Consider the following 19080-nt stretch of genomic DNA (forward strand, 5'->3'; position numbering starts at 1 on the left):
GACCACCGGCCCCTCAGCGCGTGTCAGACCTTCTTGAGGCAGACCACGTAGACGGTGCCCTTGTTGCCGTGGCTTCCGCTCTTGTCGTGGTCGTTGTCCAGCTTCTCGACCGACACCGACCAGCCGGAGCCCGAGGGCATGCTGCTGGTCACGGTGTAGCGCGAGGAGACGCCGGAGAAGCCGCCGCCGGTGACCGCGTCGTTGCCGTTGCACGAGACGCTGCCGGTGCCGTAGCCGCCGATGGAAGCGGACTTCGTGTAGGTGGTGTAGGTGCCGCCGCCACCACCCGGCTCGCCCTTGGGACCCTGAGGACCCTGGGGTCCGGTGTCGCCCTTGTAGCCGCGGGGCCCGGTCTCGCCCTTCTCACCAGGCTTGCCGGGGGCGCCCGGGGTACCGGGCTTGCCGTCGTCGCCCTTGGGGCCCGCCGGCCCGGTCAGGCCGCGCTCGCCGTCCTTGCCCGGGGCTCCGTCCTTGCCCGGGAGGCCGTCCTTGCCATCCGCGCCCTTGGGGCCGGTCGCGCCGTCCTTGCCGTCGGCGCCCTTGGGACCGGTCGCGCCGTCCTTGCCCGGGGCGCCGTCCTTGCCGTCGAGGCCCTTCGGGCCCTGCGGGCCGGTGGCGCCCTTCAGGCCGGGCACGCCCTTGGGGCCCTGCGGGCCGGTCGCGCCGGTCGGGCCGGCGGGGCCCGCGGGGCCGCGCTCGCCCTGGGGGCCCTGGACGCCGGACGTGCTGTGCCCGCCGCTGCCCCCGATGAGCACCCGGACCTCGGTCTTCCTGCAAGGCGTGGCCGGGTTGACGATGCGGGCGTACCGGGTCTTCTTGTGCACGCACGCGTGCACCTCGGCCGCCGAGGAGGTGGAAGCGGTGGCGACGCCACCGACGGTCAGCAGTGAGGCGGCCAGCGCGCCTGCGGCGGCGAGCGGGAGCACGCGAGTCTTGAGGGCCACGGTTGTCCTTCCAGGGGAATCTGAGGCTCATGGTGAGCATGAGGTTCACGCTTCAACCGTTCCAACGGATGACAGGAATCACATAACGTGTTCATAACTAACAGAGAGTGACGAACTGGGCTTACCAACTCTGACTGACGGACTGCGTAAAACGACGCACCGCTCCGCGCCGGACTTAGGGATAATCAGGACTGATCGGGGCCCACGTCACTGCGGAGGCCGCACGTTGCCTACCGACCGTCCCTACCTCCCGCCAGCCACCCAGCCGGTCAGAGCCGTCGTCTGGGCGATCCATCTAGCGCTGCCCCTGCTCGGACTCTGGCTTCTCCTCGCGCAGGAGAAGCTGAACATCATGTGGCAGCACAATCCCAGCCACTTCTGGATGATCCTCGCGGTCGCCGGACTCAACGTGACACTCGGCCTGATGGTCAGCGAGGCCTCGCGCCGGCGGCAGGACGCACGGCTGTTCCTCGTGTCCATGGTGTTTCTGACCAGCGCCGGGTTCTTCTTCCTGCACGGCCTGGCCACTCCGCAGGTGATCCTTCCGGTCGGCTCGCTCGGATTCGACATCGGGCAGCAGGTCGGGCTCACGCTCGCGGCCGGGTTCGCGTTCGCCTCCGCCCTGCCGATGGGCGAGCGCGCGGCGGCGCGCGTACTGGAGGCACAGCACGTCATCCGCGGCGCGCTCATCGGCTTCATGATCCTGTGGGGTCTCGCCTCGCTGCTGCCCGGCCTCACCGCGCTCAGCGACCCGCCGCTCGGCGAGCACGCCGACTGGCTGGTCTGGGGCTCCATCCCCGGTGTCCTGCTGTACGGCGCCGCCACCGTCATGATGTTCCTGATCCACCGCAGGCGCCCCGCGGCCATGCTGATCAGCCTGATCACCGCCTACGCGCTCCTGGGCGAGGCGATGCTGGCCGGGATGTCGCAGCTCAACTGGCACCTGACCTGGTGGCTCTGGCACATCCTGCTGACGCTGGCCTTCGTCTTCGTCGGCTACAGCTCCTACCTGAAGTTCCGGCGCGAGGGATCCAGCGCCGGCCTTTTCGACGCCGTCGCCCTGTCGGCGACGGTGGCGCGCGTCAAGGCCGACTACGACCGTGCCCTGGAAGAGGTCGTCGAGCACGTACGGCGCGGCGAACCCCTGGCCGCCACCCGCCTGGCCGGCAAGTTCGACCTGACCGAGAGCCAGGCGGCCGTCCTTGACCGGGCCGGCGAGGCCCTGGCCAACGAGCGGCGGCTGTCGGAGCGCCTGGCCGCCCTCGTGGACGTCAGCGCCCAGACCCGGGTCGGCCTGCCGGAGACGGAGCTGCTGGCCACGGCGCTGGAACGGGTCCGCCAGGCGTACGGGGACGTCAGGATCGGCCTGGTCTCCGACGGGCAGGTGGACATCGGCTCACGCGAGTACGTCTTCGAGGGCCACGCACCGGTGCACCGGGACCAGCTTGTCGCCTACCCGCTGACCGTGAAGGGGCATCTGGCCGGAGCGCTGGAGGTGCCGCTGGGCCGTACCGCGCAGGACGAGGCGCTCGCGGCCACGCTGGCTGGGCAGCTGTCGATCTCGCTGGAGAACGCCCGCCTCTACCACGAGCTCAACACGTTGTTCCGGCAGTACATGTCGCCCGACGTGGCCAACGCGCTGCTCGCCGATCCGGACCAGGCGGCGCTCGGCGGGCAGCTGAAGCAGCTCACCGCGTTGTTCGCCGACCTCAAGGGGTTCACGACGTTCTCCGAGCGGGTCACGCCCGGCGAGATCGTGGAGATGCTCAACCGCTACCACACCGCCGCGGTGCCGTGCATTCTCGACAACGGCGGCACGATCGTGCAGTTCGTCGGGGACGCGCTCCTGGCGTTGTTCAACGCGCCGGCCACCCAGCACGACCACGCGGCGGCGGCCTGCCGGGCGGCGCTGGCGATGCAGGAGGCGGCGGAGGTGATCGCCGCCGAGAGCCGGGGAGCCGATGTGGAGTGGCCGACGTTCCGTGTCGGGGTCAACACCGGTCCCGCCCTCGTGGGCAACATCGGCAGCCCGGAGCTGCGCGGGTTCAACGCGATGGGCGACTGCGTGAACGTGGCCGCGCGGCTGCAGGGTGTCGCGGAGCCCGGCTCGGTGGTCATCGGCGCGACCACCCTGGCCCAGCTGGGCGCCGGCGCGGCGACCCGGCCGCTGGGAAGGCTGGAGCTCAAGGGCAAGGATGAGCGGGTGGAGGCTCACGTTCTGCTGACAATGCCATAGAAGGGGCGGCGGCCGTACAGTCATAATCGCGGCATGAACCCAGAGCCTGGCGAGTTCACCTCCTTGCTCACCCCGGAAGAGATCGCCGCGCTGCGCGCGGCGGGCCGGCCGCGCCGATGGGAGCGCGGCACGACCGTCATGACCGAAGGCGACACCTCCGACTGGGTGCTGGTGCTGACCGAGGGCCGGGTCAAGTGCTCCTCGCACACCAGCAGCGGCACCGAGGTCGTGCTGGCCATCCGCGGGCCGGGCGCGCTGATCGGCGAGATGTCCTCGATCGACGGCTGGCCGCGCTCGGCCACGGTGGCGGCGCTGGAGCCGATCGAGGGCATCGTGGTGCGGGACTTCCCCGCCTACCTGCGCGAGCACGGGCGGGTGGCGGTGCTGCTCATGCAGTCGGTCACCGAGAAGCTGCGCGACGCCGACCGCAAGCGGATCGAGTACGGCGCGTTCGACACGACGGGGCGGGTGGCGACCCGGCTGATCGAGCTGGCCGAGCGCTACGGCGAGAAGACCAACAGCGGGGTACGCGTGGCGCTGCCCCTGTCCCAGGACGAACTGGCCGGCTGGACCGGCGCCTCGCGGGAGGCGGTCAGCAAGGCACTGCGTTCGCTGCGCGACCGCGGGCTGATCGAGACCGGGCGGCGGCGGGTGATCATCCACGACCTGGAGGGGCTGCGCAAGCGGGCCAGGTGAAAACGGACGTACGTCGTACGTCATAGTGGGGGCATGGTCGCGGTCTCCCCCGATTACGCCAGCCGCCTCCGGTATGCCTGGAAGGTGGTGTCGGTCACCAGCCTCGGGCTTGTCCTGATCGGCATCGCCGGGAGCACGCTCAATGTGGCGCTGCCCGCGGTCGTCCGGCACTTCCGGGCGGGGCCGTTCGAGTCGGGCTGGATCCTGCTGGCGTTCCTGCTGGTCAACACCGCCAGCCTGGTCTTCTTCGGCCGGGTCGCCGACCTGCTCGGGCGGCGGGAGATCTATTTGGCCGGGTTCGCCCTGTTCACCGTGGCCTCACTGCTGGCCGGGTTCTCGCCGAACGTGTGGTTCCTGGTGGCGATGCGGGTCGTCCAGGCCATCGGCGCCGCCATGATCCTGGCCAACGGGACCGTCATCATCACCGACGCCTTCCCGCCCGACCGGCTGAGCCAGGGCATGGGCGTCTACATCGGCACCCTCTCCGTCGCCCAGCTCGCCGGCCCCACGCTGGGCGGCCTCATCGCCGACACCGCGGGCTGGCAGTGGATCTTCTGGGTGAACGTGCCCGCCGGGGTGATCGCGCTGGCGTGGGGTGCGGTGACACTGCGCAAGATGCCGCGCGGGCCGCGCGAGCCGGTGGACGCGCTGGGCAACGTGCTGGTCTTCGCCGCCCTGTCCGCGGTACTGCTGGCGTTGTCGGAGGCCGGTTCCCGCGGCCTGTCCAGCCCCGTCGTGCTCACCGGCGCCGCCGTCTTCCTGGTGCTGGCCCCGCTGATCGTGGTCGTGGAACGGCGGGCCTCGCACCCGGTGCTCAACATGGGGTTGTTCGCGGGGCGGATGCTGGCCTGCGCGAACCTGGCCTCGTTCTGCAACGCCCTGGCCCGCTCGGCGCTGATCCTGGTGGTCGCCCTGTACTTCCAGGCCGCCCGGGGCCTGGACGCCTTCACCGCCGGTCTGAGCGTCCTGCCGGTGCCCGTGGGCATGGCGCTCGCCTCGCCCATCGCCGGGGCGCTCGGGCGCCGCCTGTCTCCCCATGCGTTGTCGATCGGGGGGTCGGTGTTCAGCGCTCTGGGTCTCGGGACGCTGATGCTGACGGCGGATCCGGCGACGCCGTACTGGATCATCGGGGTGGGGCTCTTCCTGGCCGGGTGCGGGAGCGGGACGTTCCTGACCGGCAACACCACGCAGGTGATGTCCGCGCTGCCCGCCGGCAGCCTGGGGGTGGTGAACGGCTTCCGCATCATGATCATGAACGTGGGGGTCGTGCTGAGCGTGGGCATGTCGCTGAGCCTGATCACCAGCTCGGTGGGCCCGGAGCTGCGCGACCAGGTGTACGCGGCCACGCTGGCCAAGCTGTCACCCGTGGCCGTGGACCAGCTCATGACCGGCTTCCAGCGCGCCTACACCGTCCTGTTCGCCGTCGCCCTCCTCGGCGCCCTCCTGGCCGCCCTCGCACGCGACCCCAGGCCGTAACGTGTCACACTCGCCACGATGGGAACTCTCACCGTGCGGACCGACGAGGCCGTGGAGACGGCGCTCCGCGCACTCACCGGCGACCATCGCACCCGCTCCGAGGCCGCTCGCTACGCGATCCTGCGGACATATGGGGAACTCCAGCTTGAGCAGGCGGGCGAGGATGCCGAGCGTCTGCGAAACGACCCGGACGACCAGGCGGAGATGCTCGCGATCCAGCGCTTTATGGGCGTCGCGGAGTGATCTTCGGCGGTGTGGCCGGGGTCAGGGTGTGGTTGTCGGGGATGAGGAAGGAGTGCGCGATCTTGCTCAGCGTGCCGATCTGGTGCCTGACGTGCTTCAGATCGGGCTTGGTGGGCGGTTCGATCTCGCAGATCAGCTCGAAGGTCATGTCCGTGATCCTGCCAGGGCGGCGATGCCGCTGAGGATCAGCTCGACGCCGAAGGAGTCGTAGAAGCCGGGGTCCAGGTCGCCGACCATGGGCGCGGCCATCGCCACGATGTTCGGGTAGCGGTCGGCGGGCAGCGACTCCAGGCCCACCCGCTTGACCCTGAGCATCTCGCTCGCCTCCTCCGGGGTGCGGGCGGCGCGGAAGTGCACGGGGGCGTCGGCGATGGCGATGGCGCTCTGCAGGATGTACTTGGTGATCAGGCAGCTCTCCTCCACGCCGAACCCGCCCTCGCGGGCCAGGCCGAGCGCCAGGTCCCAGACGGCCAGGAACCGCGGCACCTGGGTCTGGTCGATCTGCTCCAGCACGTTCTTGGCGCACGAATGCCGGCGCAGTGTCCTGATCAGGCCCTCCACGAGGTCGCGCAGCTGGTCGAGCCAGGGCCGCCCGTCGTCGTGGCCGACCTGGAAACCGGCGATCAGGTGGTCGGCCATGCCGATGAGCAGCAGTTCCTTGTTCTTGAAGTGCCAGTAGAGCGCCATCGGCGTGACGCCCAGGTCGGTGGCCAGCCGCCGGATCGTGACCGCGTCGAGGCCTTCGTCGTCGCCGATCTCCAGGGCGCGTTCGACGATCGCCTCGGCGCTCAGTTTTCCCATCACGGTTGACAACTATACGCCGTACAAGGTCTCCTGTACGTCGTACAAGTACGGCGTACAGGAAGGATTGATCATGCGCAGATGGTGGGCCCTGGGCGCTGTGACGCTCGGGACGACGATGACCTACCTGGACAACAACATCCAGAACACGGCACTGCCGACGATCCAGCGGGAGCTCGGTCTCACGATCTCCGGGCTGGAGTGGATCACGACCGCGTACATCCTGGTCTTCGCCGGGCTCATGCTGGTCGGCGGGCGGCTGGCCGACCTGTTCGGCGCGCGGCGGATCTTCCTGGTCGGACTGTCGCTCTTCACGCTCTCGTCCCTGGCGGCGGGCCTGTCGGACTCCGGCGGCACCCTGATCGCCGCCCGCGCCGCCCAGGGCATCGGGGCCGCGCTGCTCACGCCGACCTCATTGGCGCTGCTGTCGCAGATCTTCCGCGACCCCGCGGAACGCGGCAGGGCGGTCGGCATCTGGAGCTCGGCCGGCGCCCTCTCGATGGCGCTCGGCCCGGTCACCGGCGGCTTCATCAGCGAGTATCTGCACTGGGGCTGGATCTACCTGATCAACGTGCCGCTCGGCGTCGCCACGTTCTGGCTGGCCTGGTGGGCGGTGCGCCCCGCCTTCCAGCCGGTACGGCACAGCCTCGACCTGCCCGGCCTGGCCAGTTCCACCATCGCCCTGTTCGCCCTGACCTTCGCGCTCATCGAAGGTTCGTCGGCCGGCTGGACCTCACCCCTGATCCTGGCCGCCTTCGCCGTCGCCCTGGCCGGTGCGGTGTTCTTCGTGCTCGTGGAGTCACGCTCGGCCGAGCCGATGATCGACATGTCGCTGTTTCGCAGCCGGGTCTTCAGCGGCGGCATCCTGAGCATGGGCGTCTGGTCGTTCGGCGTGTTCGGCATCTACTTCTTCAGCGCGCTGTGGCTGCAGAACGTGCTCGGCTTCTCCCCCACCGAGGCGGGCGCGGCGTTCGTGCCGATGGCGCTGGTCATGGCCGTCGTCGCCCTCCTGTCACAGCGGCTGGCCCGGCTCATCGGCATCGGCCCCACCGTGGCGCTCGGCCTCGTGCTGATGGCGGCGGCCATCTTCATGCTCTCCGGGGTGGGGGCCGGCGGCCGCTACCTCGACGTGCTGCCCTGGTTCCTGGTCTACGGGCTCGGCGGCGGCATGCTGGTGCCGCTGACCACCGCCATCCTCGACGCGCTGCCGGAGGGACGCTCGGGCGTCGCCTCCGGCGTGCTGAACGTCTCCCGGGAGGTCTTCGGGCTGCTCGGGATCACGGTGCTCGGCGCGATCCTGACCTCCAGGCAGAGCGGCAGCGGCCTGGCCCCGCTGCCCGCCTTCCTCGACGCCTACCAGTTCACGCTGGTGATCGCGGCGGTCATCGTGCTCGTCGGGGTGCCGGTGAGCCTGTCCGCCATGCGGCGCCGGCCCCGTACGCCCGATCACGCCGCGGCGGAGATGGCCGGATCGGCGAACTGAGTGCGGTAGAGCTCCTCGTAGCGGCCGCCGGCGGCCAGCAGTTCCTCGTGGGTGCCGCGCTCGGCCACCCGGCCGTCCTCGATCACCAGGATCTGGTCGGCGGCGCGGATCGTGGACAGGCGGTGCGCGATCACCACGGCGGTCCGGCCGTCGAGCGCCTCGGCCAGCGCCGCCTGCACGGCCGCCTCGCTCGTGGAGTCGAGCGCGGCGGTGGCCTCGTCCAGGATCACCACCTGGGGCTTGGCCAGCAGAAGGCGGGCGATGGTCAGGCGCTGGCGCTCGCCGCCGGACAGGCGGTAGCCGCGTTCGCCGACCACGGTGTCCAGCTTGTCGGGCAGCGACTCGATGAGGGTGGACAGGCGGGCCCGGCGCAGGGCGTCCCAGATCTCCTCCTCGGTGGCCTCCGGGCGGGCGAAGAGCAGGTTGCCGCGGATGGAGTCGTGGAAGAGATGGCCGTCCTGGGTGACCATGCCGAGGGTCTGGCGGATGGAGTCGGCGCTCAGGTCGCGTACGTCGACGCCGCCGAGCCGTACCGTGCCTTCGTCGACGTCGTAGAGGCGCGGCAGGAGCTGCGCGATCGTCGACTTGCCCGCGCCCGAGGATCCCACCAGGGCGATCATCTGGCCGGGCTCGGCGGTGAAGGAGATGCCGTGCAGCACCCGCTCGCCGCCGCGGGAGTCGAGCGTCGCGACCTCCTCCAGCGAGGCGAGGGAGACCTTGTCGGCCGACGGGTAGGCGAAGCGCACGTCGTCGAACTCCACGGTCACCGGCCCATCAGGTACGGCCCGCGCCCCCGGCCTGTCCTTGATCAGCGGCTCCAGGTCGAGCACTTCGAAGACCCGCTCGAAGCTGACCAGGGCGCTCATGACGTCCACGCGGGCGCTGGCCAGGCTGGTCAGCGGCGCGTACAGGCGGGTCAGCAGCAGCGCCAGAGCCACCACCGAGCCGGGGTCGAGCTGGCCGCGCAGGGCGTAGAAGCCGCCGAGGCCGTAGACGAGCGCCAGGGCGAGGGCCGAGACGAGGGTGAGGGCGGTGACGAAGAAGTACTGGGTCATCGCAGTGCGCACCCCGATGTCGCGCACCCGCCTGGCCCTGGCGGAGAACTCCGCCGACTCCCTGGCCGGCCGCCCGAACAACTTCACCAGCGTCGCGCCGGGCGCCGAGAACCGCTCGGTCATCTGGGTGCTCATGGCCGCGTTGTGGTCGGCGGCCTCGCGGCGCTGGTCGGCGATCCTGAGACCCATCCTGCGGGCGGGCAGCACGAAGATCGGCAGCAGGAGCAGCGCCAGCAGCGTGATCTGCCAGGAGATACCGATCATGACCGTGAGGGTGAGCACGAGCGTGACCACGTTGCCGGCGACGCTGGAGAGCGTGTCGGTGAAGGCGCGCTGGGCGCCGATGACGTCGTTGTTCAGCCGGCTCACCAGCGCGCCGGTGCGCGTCCTGGTGAAGAAGGCGATCGGCATGCGCTGGACGTGGTCGAACACCGCGGTACGCAGGTCGAGGATCAGCCCCTCGCCCAGCCCCGATGACAGCCAGCGGCTGATCAGGCCGAGCCCGGCCTCGGCCAGCGCCAGGCCGGCGATGAGCACGGCCAGCCAGATCACCACGCTCAGGGGCTGCGCCTTGACGATGGCGTCCACCACCCGGCCCGCCAGGACGGGGGCCAGGACGGCCAGGCCCGCCATCACCACGCTGAGCGCCAGGTACACGGCGATCCTGCGGCGGTGAGGGCGGGCGAAACCGCCGATCCGTTTCAGCGTGGCCTTGGACAGGCGTCTTCGGTCCTGCTGGTTGTTGTTCATCGAGTACAGCTGGTGCCAGGCGGTCATCTCCATGCTCATGGGGAGACCGTACGAGCTCAACCAAACTTGAGGTCAAGCCATTTTCAGGAACCGATCTTGCGGCCCCGGCCGTGCCAGACGACGGCGACCGACGGGCGGGGCTGCTCGCCGTCGGGCCAGCGGCTGGCGGGGTTGTCCGGGGTGGCGCCGTCGATCTCGCCCGGGTGCTGGACCGCGACGAAGACGCTGCGCTGGTCGTCGGTGACCATCGGGCCGCAGGTCTCCGCGCCCACCGGCACCGTGAGGAACTGGCGGACGTGCCCGCGCTCACGGCCGCGCATCGGCGTGACGAACAGTCCGTCGTTGGCGCCCAGCGCGTTGCCGTCCGTGGAGATCCACAGGTTGCCGTCGCGGTCGAAGGCCAGGTTGTCCGGGCAGGAGATCGGGGAGACCTTCGTCTTGTCGTATCCGGCGAAGTAGGTCGAGGCGTCGTTCGGGTCGCCGCAGACCAGCGGCAGCGACCAGGCGAAGCCGTTGCCACGGCCCTCGACGATCTCCAGCACGTGGCCGTGCTTGTTCGACGGGCGCGGGTTGGCCTCGTCGACCTGGGCGGGGGTGCGGGCGGTGTTGTTGGTCAGCGCCACGTAGACCGCGCCGGTGACCGGGTTGCGCTCCATGTCCTCGGGCCGGTCCATCTTGGTCGCGCCCACCTTGTCGGCGGCGGTGCGCGTGTAGATCAGCACTTCGGCCGCGCTCATCCCCCGCACGTGCGACTCATCGCCGGACACCAGCGGAATCCACTCGCCGGACCCGTCGAAGGCGCCGTCGGCGGGCAGCTTGCCGGAGCCGTCAATCTCCTCCTTGGGGCTGTCGCCGCTGAACCGGGCCACGTACAGCGTGCCCTCGTCGAGCAGCGTGCGGTTGTGCCGGTCGAAGCCCGGGATGTAGCGCTTCTTCGAGACGAACTTGTAGATGTACTCGAAGCGCGAGTCATCGCCCATGTACACCACGAGGCGGCCGTCGCGCGAGATCGAGGTGGTGGCGGCCTCGTGCTTGAAGCGGCCGAGCGCGGTGCGCTTGAGCGGCGTCGAGTCCGCGTCGAACGGGTCGATCTCCACGATCCACCCGAACCGGTTGGCCTCGTTCGGGTGCTTGGCCAGGTCGAAGCGCTCCTCGACCTTGTCGAAGCGGCGGTTGGACGCCTGGATGTTCGTCGGGATCGTGTAGCGGGCGATGTTGGGGTTGTTCTTGTCGCCGTTGACGAAGTACTGGTCGAAGTTCTCCTCGGCGGTCAGCACGGTGCCCCAGGGGGTGGTGCCGCCGGCGCAGTTGTTCAGCATGCCGACCGGCTTGCGGCCGGCCGGGTCGGCCGCCGTCCTGAGCAGGTCGTGGCCCGCGGCGGGACCGGTGAAGCGCATCGGCGTCTGCGCGGTGACGCGCCGGTTGTAGCGCCGCCGGCCCCTCGTCACCAGCTTCCACTCACCGGTGCCACGGACGCGCTCGACCTCCACGACCGAGCCGCCGTGCGCGGCCAGCGCGATCTTGATCTGCTCGGGGGTCGCCGTCGCCGCCGTGTATCCGCGGAACATCAGCGACTCGTCGGTGTACTCGTGGTTGACCCAGAGCAGCCCGCGGTCGCGCCCCATCTCGAACAGCGTCACGAAGTCGCAGTTGTAGCCGAACTGCTTGGCCTGCGCCTCGGCCGTCTGGTTGTCGAAGTCGAAGGCGGGGGCGTCGGGCAGCACGGGGTCGCCCCAGCGGACCACGACGGAGGAGCGGTAACCGTCCGGGATGCGCAGCGCGTCGTCCTTGTTCGGCGGCACCGGCGTGAAGCGCAGGTCACCGTGGTGCCAACCGGCCGCGGACAGCTCTCCGTCCGGCTCCCCCGGCTCCGCCATAGCGGGTACGGCTCCCGCCACACCCGCCCCGACCACCAGCGCGCCCAGAGCGCCCGCGCGCAGGGCGCCGCGACGGGACAGGGCTTCGGTGGCGATGTCGCTGAAGTAGGCGTTGCCGCTGCGGTTGGCGACGTCGTGCGCGCACGCGTTGCCGCATCGGAACATGCACGTCAGGGCCGACCGGCCGCCCTTGTGCGAGTCGTTGAGCAGGGGCAGCAACACGGGGTTCCTCCAAGGTGGTGCGCAATCGTTCCGCCGGGACGCTACGGCCGCATTCGGAACCACCGGTGAACGACGGTCACCGCCTCGATGAACGCTGGCTGGGGGTATACCACCCGCGTCGGGGTCGCGGCTGGAGAATAGGGGGATGGCAGCCAGGAAGATCGACCCCGACAAGCTGAGGTCCGCGCTCGACGCGCAGCTGATCGCCAACGACCAGCCGGAATACGACGGCCCGGCGGCCGGTCTCGCCGACACGTTGGTCGGGGCCGTGGTGACCGCCTACGACCGGGGGTCCGCTCCCGAGCGGGCCGCCGAACGGCTGGCCGTGCGGTATCTGCTGGAACGGCTGGCGTCCGGGGCGCCGGGACGGACCGTCGAGGTCAGGGTGCCGCCGCACGCCGCCGTGCAGGCGATCGAAGGGCCCAGGCACACCCGGGGGACGCCGCCCAACGTGGTCGAGACCGACGCGCGGACGTGGATCGACCTGGCGCTCGGCCGGATCGGGTGGGACGAGGCCATGGCGAAGGGCGCCGTCTCAGCGAGCGGCGCCCGTGCCGACCTATCCGAATTCCTCCCCCTCTGACGTCAGGGGGTGCTCCACGGGAGCTTGTTCTGCACGCAGCGCTCGCTGAGCTGCGGCGGCAGGTTGGCGCACTCCGAGAAGTAGGCGCGGATCGCGAAGAACCCGCACACCGCCAGGACCAGCGTGGCGATGCCCAGGCCGATGCCGGTCCATGACATGCCCTTGCTGCCGCCCTTGGACAGCGCGACCGCGCCCAGCACGATCGCGATGATCGCGGTGAGCACGCCGGTGAAGCACACCAGCAGCAGGAACACACTCGCCACACCCAGCACCAGCGACGCCACCGCCAGGCCGTTGCCGGGCTTCTTGGGCTGCCACTCCGGCTGGTAAGGCCCGGGGCCGCCGGTAGGCGGGGTGTAGGCGCCGCCGCCCGCGGGCGGGTAGGCGGGGCCGCCCGGGGCGCCGCCGTACGGGCTGGACGGGGTGGAACCGGGGACGGACGGGTCGGCGCCGCCGTACGGGGAGGCGCCGGGGACCGGGCCTTCCGCCGGGCTCTGGGCAGTCGCGTAGGGATCCCGAGGCGGCCCCGCCCCGTAGGGCACCTCCCCCGCACCTTGACCACCGGCACCTTGACCACCGGTGCCCTGGCCGCCGATGCCCTGATCGCCTTGCCCCTGGCCGCCCTGGCCGCCCTGGCCGCTCTGTCCGCTCTGTCCGCCTTGACCTTGGCCGCCTTGGCCCTGTCCGCCTTGACCTTGGCCGCCTTGGCCCTGTCCGCCTTGACCTTGGCCGCCTTGGCCCTGTCCGCCTTGGCCCTGGCCGCCCGGACCGCCCTGGCCGCCTTGGCCGCTCTGGGCTGCGGCGCCGAAGGCCGCGCCCGCTGCGGCGGCACCTGCCGCGCCTGCCGCGCCTGGGCCACCGGGTGTTCCGGTGCCCGGGGCGCCGCCTTCCGCGGGATCGCCGTAGGTGGCGCCGGTGCCGTACTCCTTGGGTCCGCCCTCGTACGGGCTGGCCGGAGCGAACGTCGGGCGTTCCGGCGGCGTCGGCGGGTCGTAGCGCGAAGGCTGCGGGCCCGATGACGATGAGCTGCCCGGACCCTCCCAGCTCGACGCCGGCGAGGAGCTCTCCCAGCCCGGGTAGGAAGGCGTGGAGCCCGGGACCTGGTACGCCTGCGTCTCCTCCGCGCCCGGCTGCCCGGAACCCTGCGGCTCCGGCGCGTCCCAGGACCGGGTGGGCTCGGGTGTCCCGGCCGGAGGCGTGTCGTCGCGTGCCCACTCCGGGATCTCGTACGCGGTGGTGCGCTCGGCGTCCTGCGGCCCGGGCACGTCCGGCTCGTTCCACGGGGACGGCTCCGGCGCCGGTGGTGGTGGCGGCACCACGGGCGGCGGCACCACCGGTGGCACCGGTGTGATCGGCTCCTCCGCCGCCGCACCTCCCCACGCGTCGGGCTCCCCCGCCCCACGCTCTTCCCGGCCGCCGTCGCCCTGTCCGGACGCGCCGTAAGAACTGGCCTCACCCTGGCCGCCCTGTCCGGGCGCACCGTAAGAACTGCTCCCACCCTGGCCGCCCTGTCCGGGCGCACCGTAAGAACTGCTCCCACCCTGGCCGCCCTGTCCGGGCGCACCGTAGGGACTGCTCTCACCCTGGGTGTCCTGCCGGGGCGTGTCGTATGGGGCGGGCTCGCCGTTGGAGGCGGGCTCCTGCCGCCCGTACGGCGGCGCCGCCGCGGTCTCGTCCTCCCCCCGCACCGTCTCCTCCACCCACCACGAGGCGGGCGGCTCGTCGGAGTCGGGCGGCTCGGGCAGGTCGTCGTCCGGCCCAGACGCGCGCGGCTGCGAGGGCGGCGGCGTGGGCGGTGCGGGCGGCGGCGACGGCTGGTCTGGCGCGTCTGGTGCGGGACGGCCGTGCGCAGGTGGGCGCGGCTCGTCCGGGTCCCCAGGTGTGGTCACGTCTGCGTCTCCCGACGGGGTCGTCATAGCCGGATACCCCACCTTCGCGCGCGCCCGGTCCCCGCAACCGCGCGACACGGTAAGAGTCCGCCCACGGTTGCTTCACTTTGCGCCAAAACCGCTGGCGGCGGGCAAGATGAAGGCATGCTTGACGAGACCCTCACCTACGCGCTCATCAAGATCACCAAGGTGCACCGCTACCGGGTGGCGGCGGAACTGACCGAGCTGGGCCTGCACGTGGGCCAGGAGATGCTGCTCAACCAGTTGTGGCGCGAGGACGGGCTGTCGCAGAGCGAGCTGATCGCCCGGCTGGGCGTGGAGCCGCCCACGGTGACGAAGACGATCCAGCGGCTGGAGCGGGCGGGGTTCGTGCGCCGCACGCCGGACCCGAAGCGGCCCCGGCTGAGCCACGTCCATCTGACGGAGGCGGGCAAGGCGCTGCGGGGGCCGGTGGAGGAGATCTGGGAGCGCAACGACCGCGAGGTGCTGGCCCAGCTCGCCCCGGAGGACCGCGCGACCTTGGTGCGATTGGTCGGCCAGTTGTGGGCCTGCCCTTCCGCCGAGGGCGAAACTCCCTTGCACCGTTGCGATTAGCCGACTAATTAGTTGGCTAAGAGCAACGAATGGAGTCCTCATGCATGTTCTCGTCACCGGCGGTTCTTCCGGCATCGGCGCCGCCACCGCCCGCGCGTTCGGCCGCGCCGGGCACCGTGTCACCCTGACCTACAGGTCCGGCCCCGACCGTGCCGAGCGGGTCGTGAAGGAGATCGAGCAGGCCGGCGGGACGGCGGCGGCCGTACACCTGGATCTGGGTGAGCACGGGAGCGTCCGGGCGGCGGTCGCCGCGGCGGGGCCGTTCGACTCGGTGATCGCCAACGCGGTGATGTGGGGCGGGGACGCGCCCCGGACGGAGAGGTTCGAGGAGATTCCGATCGAGCACTGGAGCGAGATGCTCCACGCCAACGTGCTCGGCAACGTGGTGCTCGCGCAGTCCGTGTTGCCCGCGATGCGGGAGCGGGGTTTCGGACGGGTCGTTCTGGTCTCCTCGGGGATCGCCGAGGAAGGTACTCCCGGCGCCGGCCCGTACGGCACCGCCAAGATGGCCCTGCACGGCCTGGCCCGCACGCTGGCCTGGCAGGCGGGCATGGACGGCGTCCTGGTGAACGTGGCCGCCGTCGGCCTGACCAGGACGGACAGCAGTCCGATCCCCGGGCAGGTGTTCGACGCGGTGGCCGGCCGTACACCCAGCAAGAGGTTGTCCACCGCGGACGACGTGGCGGCGCTCCTGCTCTTCCTCGGTTCGGCGGCCAACCACAACCTCACCGGCGAGATCATCCGAGAAGGGTCGAACGCGGCACGATCCGCCCATGTCACCTGATCTCGCACCCGGGTGTGCGAGCATGGAAGTGGCCGACCTAAACTGAGGCATGTGCTGAAGGGCGACGGCCGACTCGGCCATGACCTGGACCCCCAAGACCGTGCTCCCAAGGATGCCTGCGGTGTCTTCGGCGTGTGGGCCCCAGGCGAGGAAGTATCCAAACTCACCTACTACGGGCTGTACGCGTTGCAGCACCGCGGCCAGGAGTCCGCGGGCATCGCGGTCAGCGAGGGCAGCAGGATCCTCGTCTACAAGGACATGGGGCTCGTCGCCCAGGTCTTCGACGAGTCGGTGCTCGGAACCCTGCGCGGTCACCTGGCCATCGGCCACTGCCGCTACTCCACCACCGGTTCCAGCGTCTGGGAGAACGCTCAGCCCACGCTGAGCTCCACCGACCAGGGCGGGCTCGCGCTCGCCCACAACGGCAACCTGATCAACACCCCGGTCCTGGCCCAGCGCCTGGAGCCGGGAACCACCAGGGCCACCACCGACACCGAGGTGCTCACCACCCTGCTCGCGCAGGACCGCAGCCGCTCCATCGAGGACGCCGCCGCGGAACTGCTCCCGCAGGTGCTCGGCGCCTACTCGCTGGTGTTCATGAACGAGAAGACCCTCTACGCGGCCCGAGACCCGCAGGGCATCCGCCCGCTGGTCCTGGGCCGCCTGGAGCGGGGCTGGGTCGTCGCGTCGGAGACGGCCGCGCTCGACATCGTCGGCGCCACGTTCGTGCGCGAGGTCGAGCCGGGCGAGCTGCTCACCATCGACGAGCGCGGCGTGCGCTCGCGCAGGTTCGCGGTCGCCGAGCCGAAGGGCTGCCTGTTCGAGTACGTCTACCTGGCCCGCCCCGACACCACGATCGCCGGGCGCGGCGTGCAGGTCACCCGCGTCGAGGTCGGCAGGGTGCTGGCCCGCGAGCACCCGGTCGAGGCCGACCTGGTCATCCCGACGCCCGAGTCGGGCACCCCCGCCGCCGTCGGCTACGCCGAGGAGTCCGGCATCCCCTACGGCCAGGGCCTGGTCAAGAACTCCTACGTCGGCCGCACGTTCATCGAGCCGTCGCAGACCATCCGCCAGCTCGGCATCCGGCTCAAGCTCAACCCGCTGCGCGAGGTCGTGGAGGGCAAGCGGCTGGTCGTCGTCGACGACTCGATCGTGCGCGGCAACACCCAGCGCGCGATCGTCAAGATGCTGCGCGAGGCGGGCGCGCGCGAGGTGCACGTGCGCATCTCCTCCCCGCCGGTCTCCTGGCCGTGCTTCTACGGCATCGACTTCGCCACCCGCGCCGAGCTGATCGCCGGCTCGCTGTCGGTGGAGGAGATCCGGGCCTCCCTGGGCGCCGACTCGCTCGGCTACATCTCCCTGGAGGGCCTGACCGAGGCCACGACCATCCCCGCCGACCGCCTCTGCCGCGCCTGCTTCGACGGCAGCTACCCGATCCCGATCGACCAGGACAACGTCGGGAAGTACGTGTTGGAGAGCAGCAAGTGACCGAGCGGAGCGAGGGCACCATCAGACACAGCGCTCTTGTCGCAGTGCCGACGAAGGAGGCACTGTGACAACCTACGAGGCCGCAGGCGTGGACATCGCGGCGGGCGAGCGCGCCGTCGAGCTGATGAAGGCCAAGGTCGCGCGCTCGCGGCGGCCCGAGGTGGTCGACGACGCCAGCGGCTTCGCCGGGTTGTTCGACGCCTCGCTCCTGCTGCGCTACAAGCGGCCGCTGCTGGCCACGTCGACCGACGGCGTGGGCACCAAGGTCATGATCGCGCAGCAGTACGGCAAGCACGACACCATCGGCATCGACCTGGTCGGCATGGTCCTCGACGACCTGGTGGTCTGTGGCGCCGAGCCGCTGTTCATGACCGACTACATCGCCTGCGGCAAGGTGGTGCCCGAGCGCGTCGCCGAGATCGTCGGCGGCGTGGCCGAGGGCTGCCGCCTGGCCGGGGCGGCGCTGGTCGGCGGCGAGACCGCCGAGCACCCCGGTGCCATGGGCGCCGACGAGTACGACCTGGCCGGTGCCGGCACGGGCGTGGTCGAGGCCGCGGACATGCTCGGCCCCGACCGGGTGCGCGCGGGCGACGTGGTGCTGGGCCTGGCCTCGTCGGGCATCCACTCCAACGGCTACTCGCTCGTGCGGCACGTGGTGAAGAACGCCGGGCTGTCGCTGGACGACGAGCTGCCCGAGCTCGCCCGCCCGCTGGGCGAGGAACTGCTGGAGCCCACCCGCGTCTACTCCCTCGACTGCCTGGAGCTGGCCCGCTCGGTCGAGGTGCACGCCTACTCCCACATCACCGGTGGCGGCATCGAGGGCAACATCGCGCGTTCGCTGCCGCCCGGTCTGGACGCGGTGCTGTCGCGGGAGTCGTGGACGGTGCCCGCCGTCTTCCAGGTCCTGGCCGGGCACGGTTCGATCGAGCAGCAGGCCATGGACCGCACGTTCAACCTGGGTGTGGGCATGGCCGCGATCGTCGCCCCCGAGGCGGCCGACGCGGCCCTGCGCCTGCTGGAGTCGCGCGGGCTGCCCGCGTGGGTGCTGGGCGAGATCGTCCCCGGCACCGGCGCCGCCCGCTACTCCTAACCCGCCATCCGGCCCACTCCCGCGTCGATGAGCACGTGGGGTGGGCCGTCCAGCAGCGGTACGGCCGGCACCTCGTCCTCCGGCATGCGCCATTCCTGCACGGGCACCAGTCCCGGCCCGATCAGCTCGAACCCGTCGAAGAAGCCGAGCACCTGCTCGCGCGTGCGGAACACCGACTGGATCGGCGAGCCGGCGGTGGCGACGCTCAGCTGCCGTTTCGCCTCGGGGTGGCTCTCGTCCATGGCGTGGGTGAGCACGAGATGGCTGCCCGGCGCCATCCGCTCGCGGAAGCGCTTGACGATGCCGTGGGGGTCCTCGCCGTCCAGGACGAAGTGGAGCAGCCCGACCATCAGCACCCCGACCGGCTGCTCGAAGTCGATGAGGCCGCTGACGTGCGGGTCGGTGAAGATGGCGTCGGGGTCCCTGGCGTCGGCCAGGATGCCGGCCACGCCGGGCGCGCTGGCCAGCAGCACCTCGGCGTGCAGCCGTACGACGGGGTCGTAGTCGACGTAGACGACCCGGCAGGCGGGGCTGGTCCGCCTGGCCACCTCGTGCACGCTGGGCGAGGTGGGGATGCCGGTGCCGAGGTCGATGAACTGGCGGACGCCCTGCTGGGCCATGTGGTGCACGGCGCGGGTGAGGAAGGCTCTGGAGGCGCGGGCGACGAGTCTCGTGTCCGGCGCGAGCGCCAGTAACTTGTCGGCGACCGCTCGATCCACCGCGAGGTTGTCCTTGCCGCCGAGCAGGTAGTCGTAGACACGGGCGGAACTGGGGACGGTGGGGTCGACGCCGGGCGGAACACGTTCGAGCTCGGTCACAGGAACCATCGTATGCCGCGCAGGTCCCATGATCGTGGGATCATCCCGGAT

Annotated in this window: 17 protein-coding genes; 10 read left to right on the top strand and 7 right to left on the bottom strand. The window is 71.1% G+C overall.

The genetic code is table 11. The annotated features are described in order from the left end of the window. Nucleotides 1-23: 23 nt before the first annotated feature. Nucleotides 24-944 carry a hypothetical protein gene (locus ACIBKY_RS40565; RefSeq protein ID WP_397105520.1) on the bottom strand — a complete coding sequence of 307 codons (921 nt, stop codon included), beginning with the start codon at nucleotides 942-944 and terminating at the stop codon, nucleotides 24-26. A gap of 226 nt (nucleotides 945-1170) precedes the next feature. Here ACIBKY_RS40565 and ACIBKY_RS40570 point away from each other — a divergent pair, with 226 nt between their 5' ends. From ACIBKY_RS40570 to ACIBKY_RS40585, 4 genes are read left to right on the top strand one after another with little or no spacing between them, the layout of a single operon-like run. Next, a complete protein-coding gene (locus ACIBKY_RS40570; RefSeq protein ID WP_397105522.1) occupies nucleotides 1171-3180 on the top strand; it encodes an adenylate/guanylate cyclase domain-containing protein in 2010 nt (669 codons plus the stop codon). A gap of 33 nt (nucleotides 3181-3213) precedes the next feature. Next, a complete protein-coding gene (locus ACIBKY_RS40575) occupies nucleotides 3214-3876 on the top strand; it encodes a Crp/Fnr family transcriptional regulator (RefSeq protein ID WP_397105524.1) in 663 nt (220 codons plus the stop codon). A gap of 33 nt (nucleotides 3877-3909) precedes the next feature. Further along, the gene (locus tag ACIBKY_RS40580) at nucleotides 3910-5352 is read left to right on the top strand and encodes an MFS transporter (protein ID WP_397105526.1); all 1443 of its coding nucleotides are present in this window, start codon (nucleotides 3910-3912) and stop codon (nucleotides 5350-5352) included. A gap of 18 nt (nucleotides 5353-5370) precedes the next feature. After that, on the top strand, nucleotides 5371-5595 hold the full coding sequence (locus tag ACIBKY_RS40585) for a hypothetical protein (RefSeq protein WP_397105528.1): 225 nt from the start codon (nucleotides 5371-5373) through the stop codon (nucleotides 5593-5595). Here ACIBKY_RS40585 and ACIBKY_RS40590 read toward each other — a convergent pair. Both ACIBKY_RS40590 and ACIBKY_RS40595 read right to left on the bottom strand, forming a co-directional pair. After that, nucleotides 5576-5743, bottom strand: coding sequence for a hypothetical protein (locus ACIBKY_RS40590; protein WP_397105530.1), 168 nt, complete (start codon nucleotides 5741-5743; stop codon nucleotides 5576-5578). The two genes, ACIBKY_RS40585 and ACIBKY_RS40590, sit on opposite strands and share 20 nt — an antisense overlap. Beyond that, nucleotides 5740-6396: a TetR/AcrR family transcriptional regulator gene (locus tag ACIBKY_RS40595; protein WP_397106003.1), complete on the bottom strand. Its 657-nt coding sequence runs from the start codon at nucleotides 6394-6396 to the stop codon at nucleotides 5740-5742. The genes ACIBKY_RS40590 and ACIBKY_RS40595 overlap by 4 nt, the downstream gene beginning before the upstream one ends. A gap of 73 nt (nucleotides 6397-6469) precedes the next feature. On the opposite strand from ACIBKY_RS40595, the gene ACIBKY_RS40600 reads away from it, so the two are divergent. Then, entirely contained in the window at nucleotides 6470-7879 is a 1410-nt protein-coding gene (locus tag ACIBKY_RS40600) for an MFS transporter (protein ID WP_397105532.1), read from the top strand. Here the strand turns inward: ACIBKY_RS40600 and ACIBKY_RS40605 are convergent. Both ACIBKY_RS40605 and ACIBKY_RS40610 read right to left on the bottom strand, forming a co-directional pair. Continuing rightward, nucleotides 7843-9723, bottom strand: a complete 1881-nt coding sequence (locus tag ACIBKY_RS40605) for an ABC transporter ATP-binding protein (RefSeq protein ID WP_397105534.1) — start codon at nucleotides 9721-9723, stop codon at nucleotides 7843-7845. The two genes, ACIBKY_RS40600 and ACIBKY_RS40605, sit on opposite strands and share 37 nt — an antisense overlap. A gap of 44 nt (nucleotides 9724-9767) precedes the next feature. Beyond that, nucleotides 9768-11726: a PhoX family protein gene (locus ACIBKY_RS40610; RefSeq protein ID WP_397106005.1), complete on the bottom strand. Its 1959-nt coding sequence runs from the start codon at nucleotides 11724-11726 to the stop codon at nucleotides 9768-9770. A 202-nt stretch (nucleotides 11727-11928) separates the two neighbouring features. Between ACIBKY_RS40610 and ACIBKY_RS40615 the strand changes: the two genes are divergently transcribed. Next, complete coding sequence (locus ACIBKY_RS40615; RefSeq protein ID WP_397105536.1) at nucleotides 11929-12366, top strand: sterol carrier family protein; 438 nt, start codon at nucleotides 11929-11931, stop codon at nucleotides 12364-12366. A 2-nt stretch (nucleotides 12367-12368) separates the two neighbouring features. Here the strand turns inward: ACIBKY_RS40615 and ACIBKY_RS40620 are convergent, their stop codons facing one another. Further along, nucleotides 12369-14255 carry a hypothetical protein gene (locus tag ACIBKY_RS40620; RefSeq protein ID WP_397105538.1) on the bottom strand — a complete coding sequence of 629 codons (1887 nt, stop codon included), beginning with the start codon at nucleotides 14253-14255 and terminating at the stop codon, nucleotides 12369-12371. Nucleotides 14256-14399: 144 nt separating this feature from the next. On the opposite strand from ACIBKY_RS40620, the gene ACIBKY_RS40625 reads away from it, so the two are divergent. From ACIBKY_RS40625 to purM, 4 genes are all read left to right on the top strand, one after another. Next, nucleotides 14400-14849 carry a MarR family winged helix-turn-helix transcriptional regulator gene (locus ACIBKY_RS40625; protein WP_397105540.1) on the top strand — a complete coding sequence of 150 codons (450 nt, stop codon included), beginning with the start codon at nucleotides 14400-14402 and terminating at the stop codon, nucleotides 14847-14849. Between the two features lie 40 nt (nucleotides 14850-14889). Then, entirely contained in the window at nucleotides 14890-15633 is a 744-nt protein-coding gene (locus ACIBKY_RS40630) for an SDR family NAD(P)-dependent oxidoreductase (RefSeq protein WP_397105542.1), read from the top strand. A gap of 51 nt (nucleotides 15634-15684) precedes the next feature. Beyond that, on the top strand, nucleotides 15685-17121 hold the full coding sequence (gene purF / locus ACIBKY_RS40635) for an amidophosphoribosyltransferase (protein ID WP_397105544.1): 1437 nt from the start codon (nucleotides 15685-15687) through the stop codon (nucleotides 17119-17121). Between the two features lie 64 nt (nucleotides 17122-17185). After that, entirely contained in the window at nucleotides 17186-18211 is a 1026-nt protein-coding gene (gene purM, locus ACIBKY_RS40640; protein ID WP_397105546.1) for a phosphoribosylformylglycinamidine cyclo-ligase, read from the top strand. Here purM and ACIBKY_RS40645 read toward each other — a convergent pair. Beyond that, complete coding sequence (locus tag ACIBKY_RS40645; RefSeq protein ID WP_397105548.1) at nucleotides 18208-19029, bottom strand: SAM-dependent methyltransferase; 822 nt, start codon at nucleotides 19027-19029, stop codon at nucleotides 18208-18210. The two genes, purM and ACIBKY_RS40645, sit on opposite strands and share 4 nt — an antisense overlap. Nucleotides 19030-19080 lie beyond the last annotated feature (51 nt).

The sequence above is a fragment of the Nonomuraea sp. NPDC050394 genome (genome assembly GCF_044459065.1).
Lineage (GTDB): Bacteria > Actinomycetota > Actinomycetes > Streptosporangiales > Streptosporangiaceae > Nonomuraea.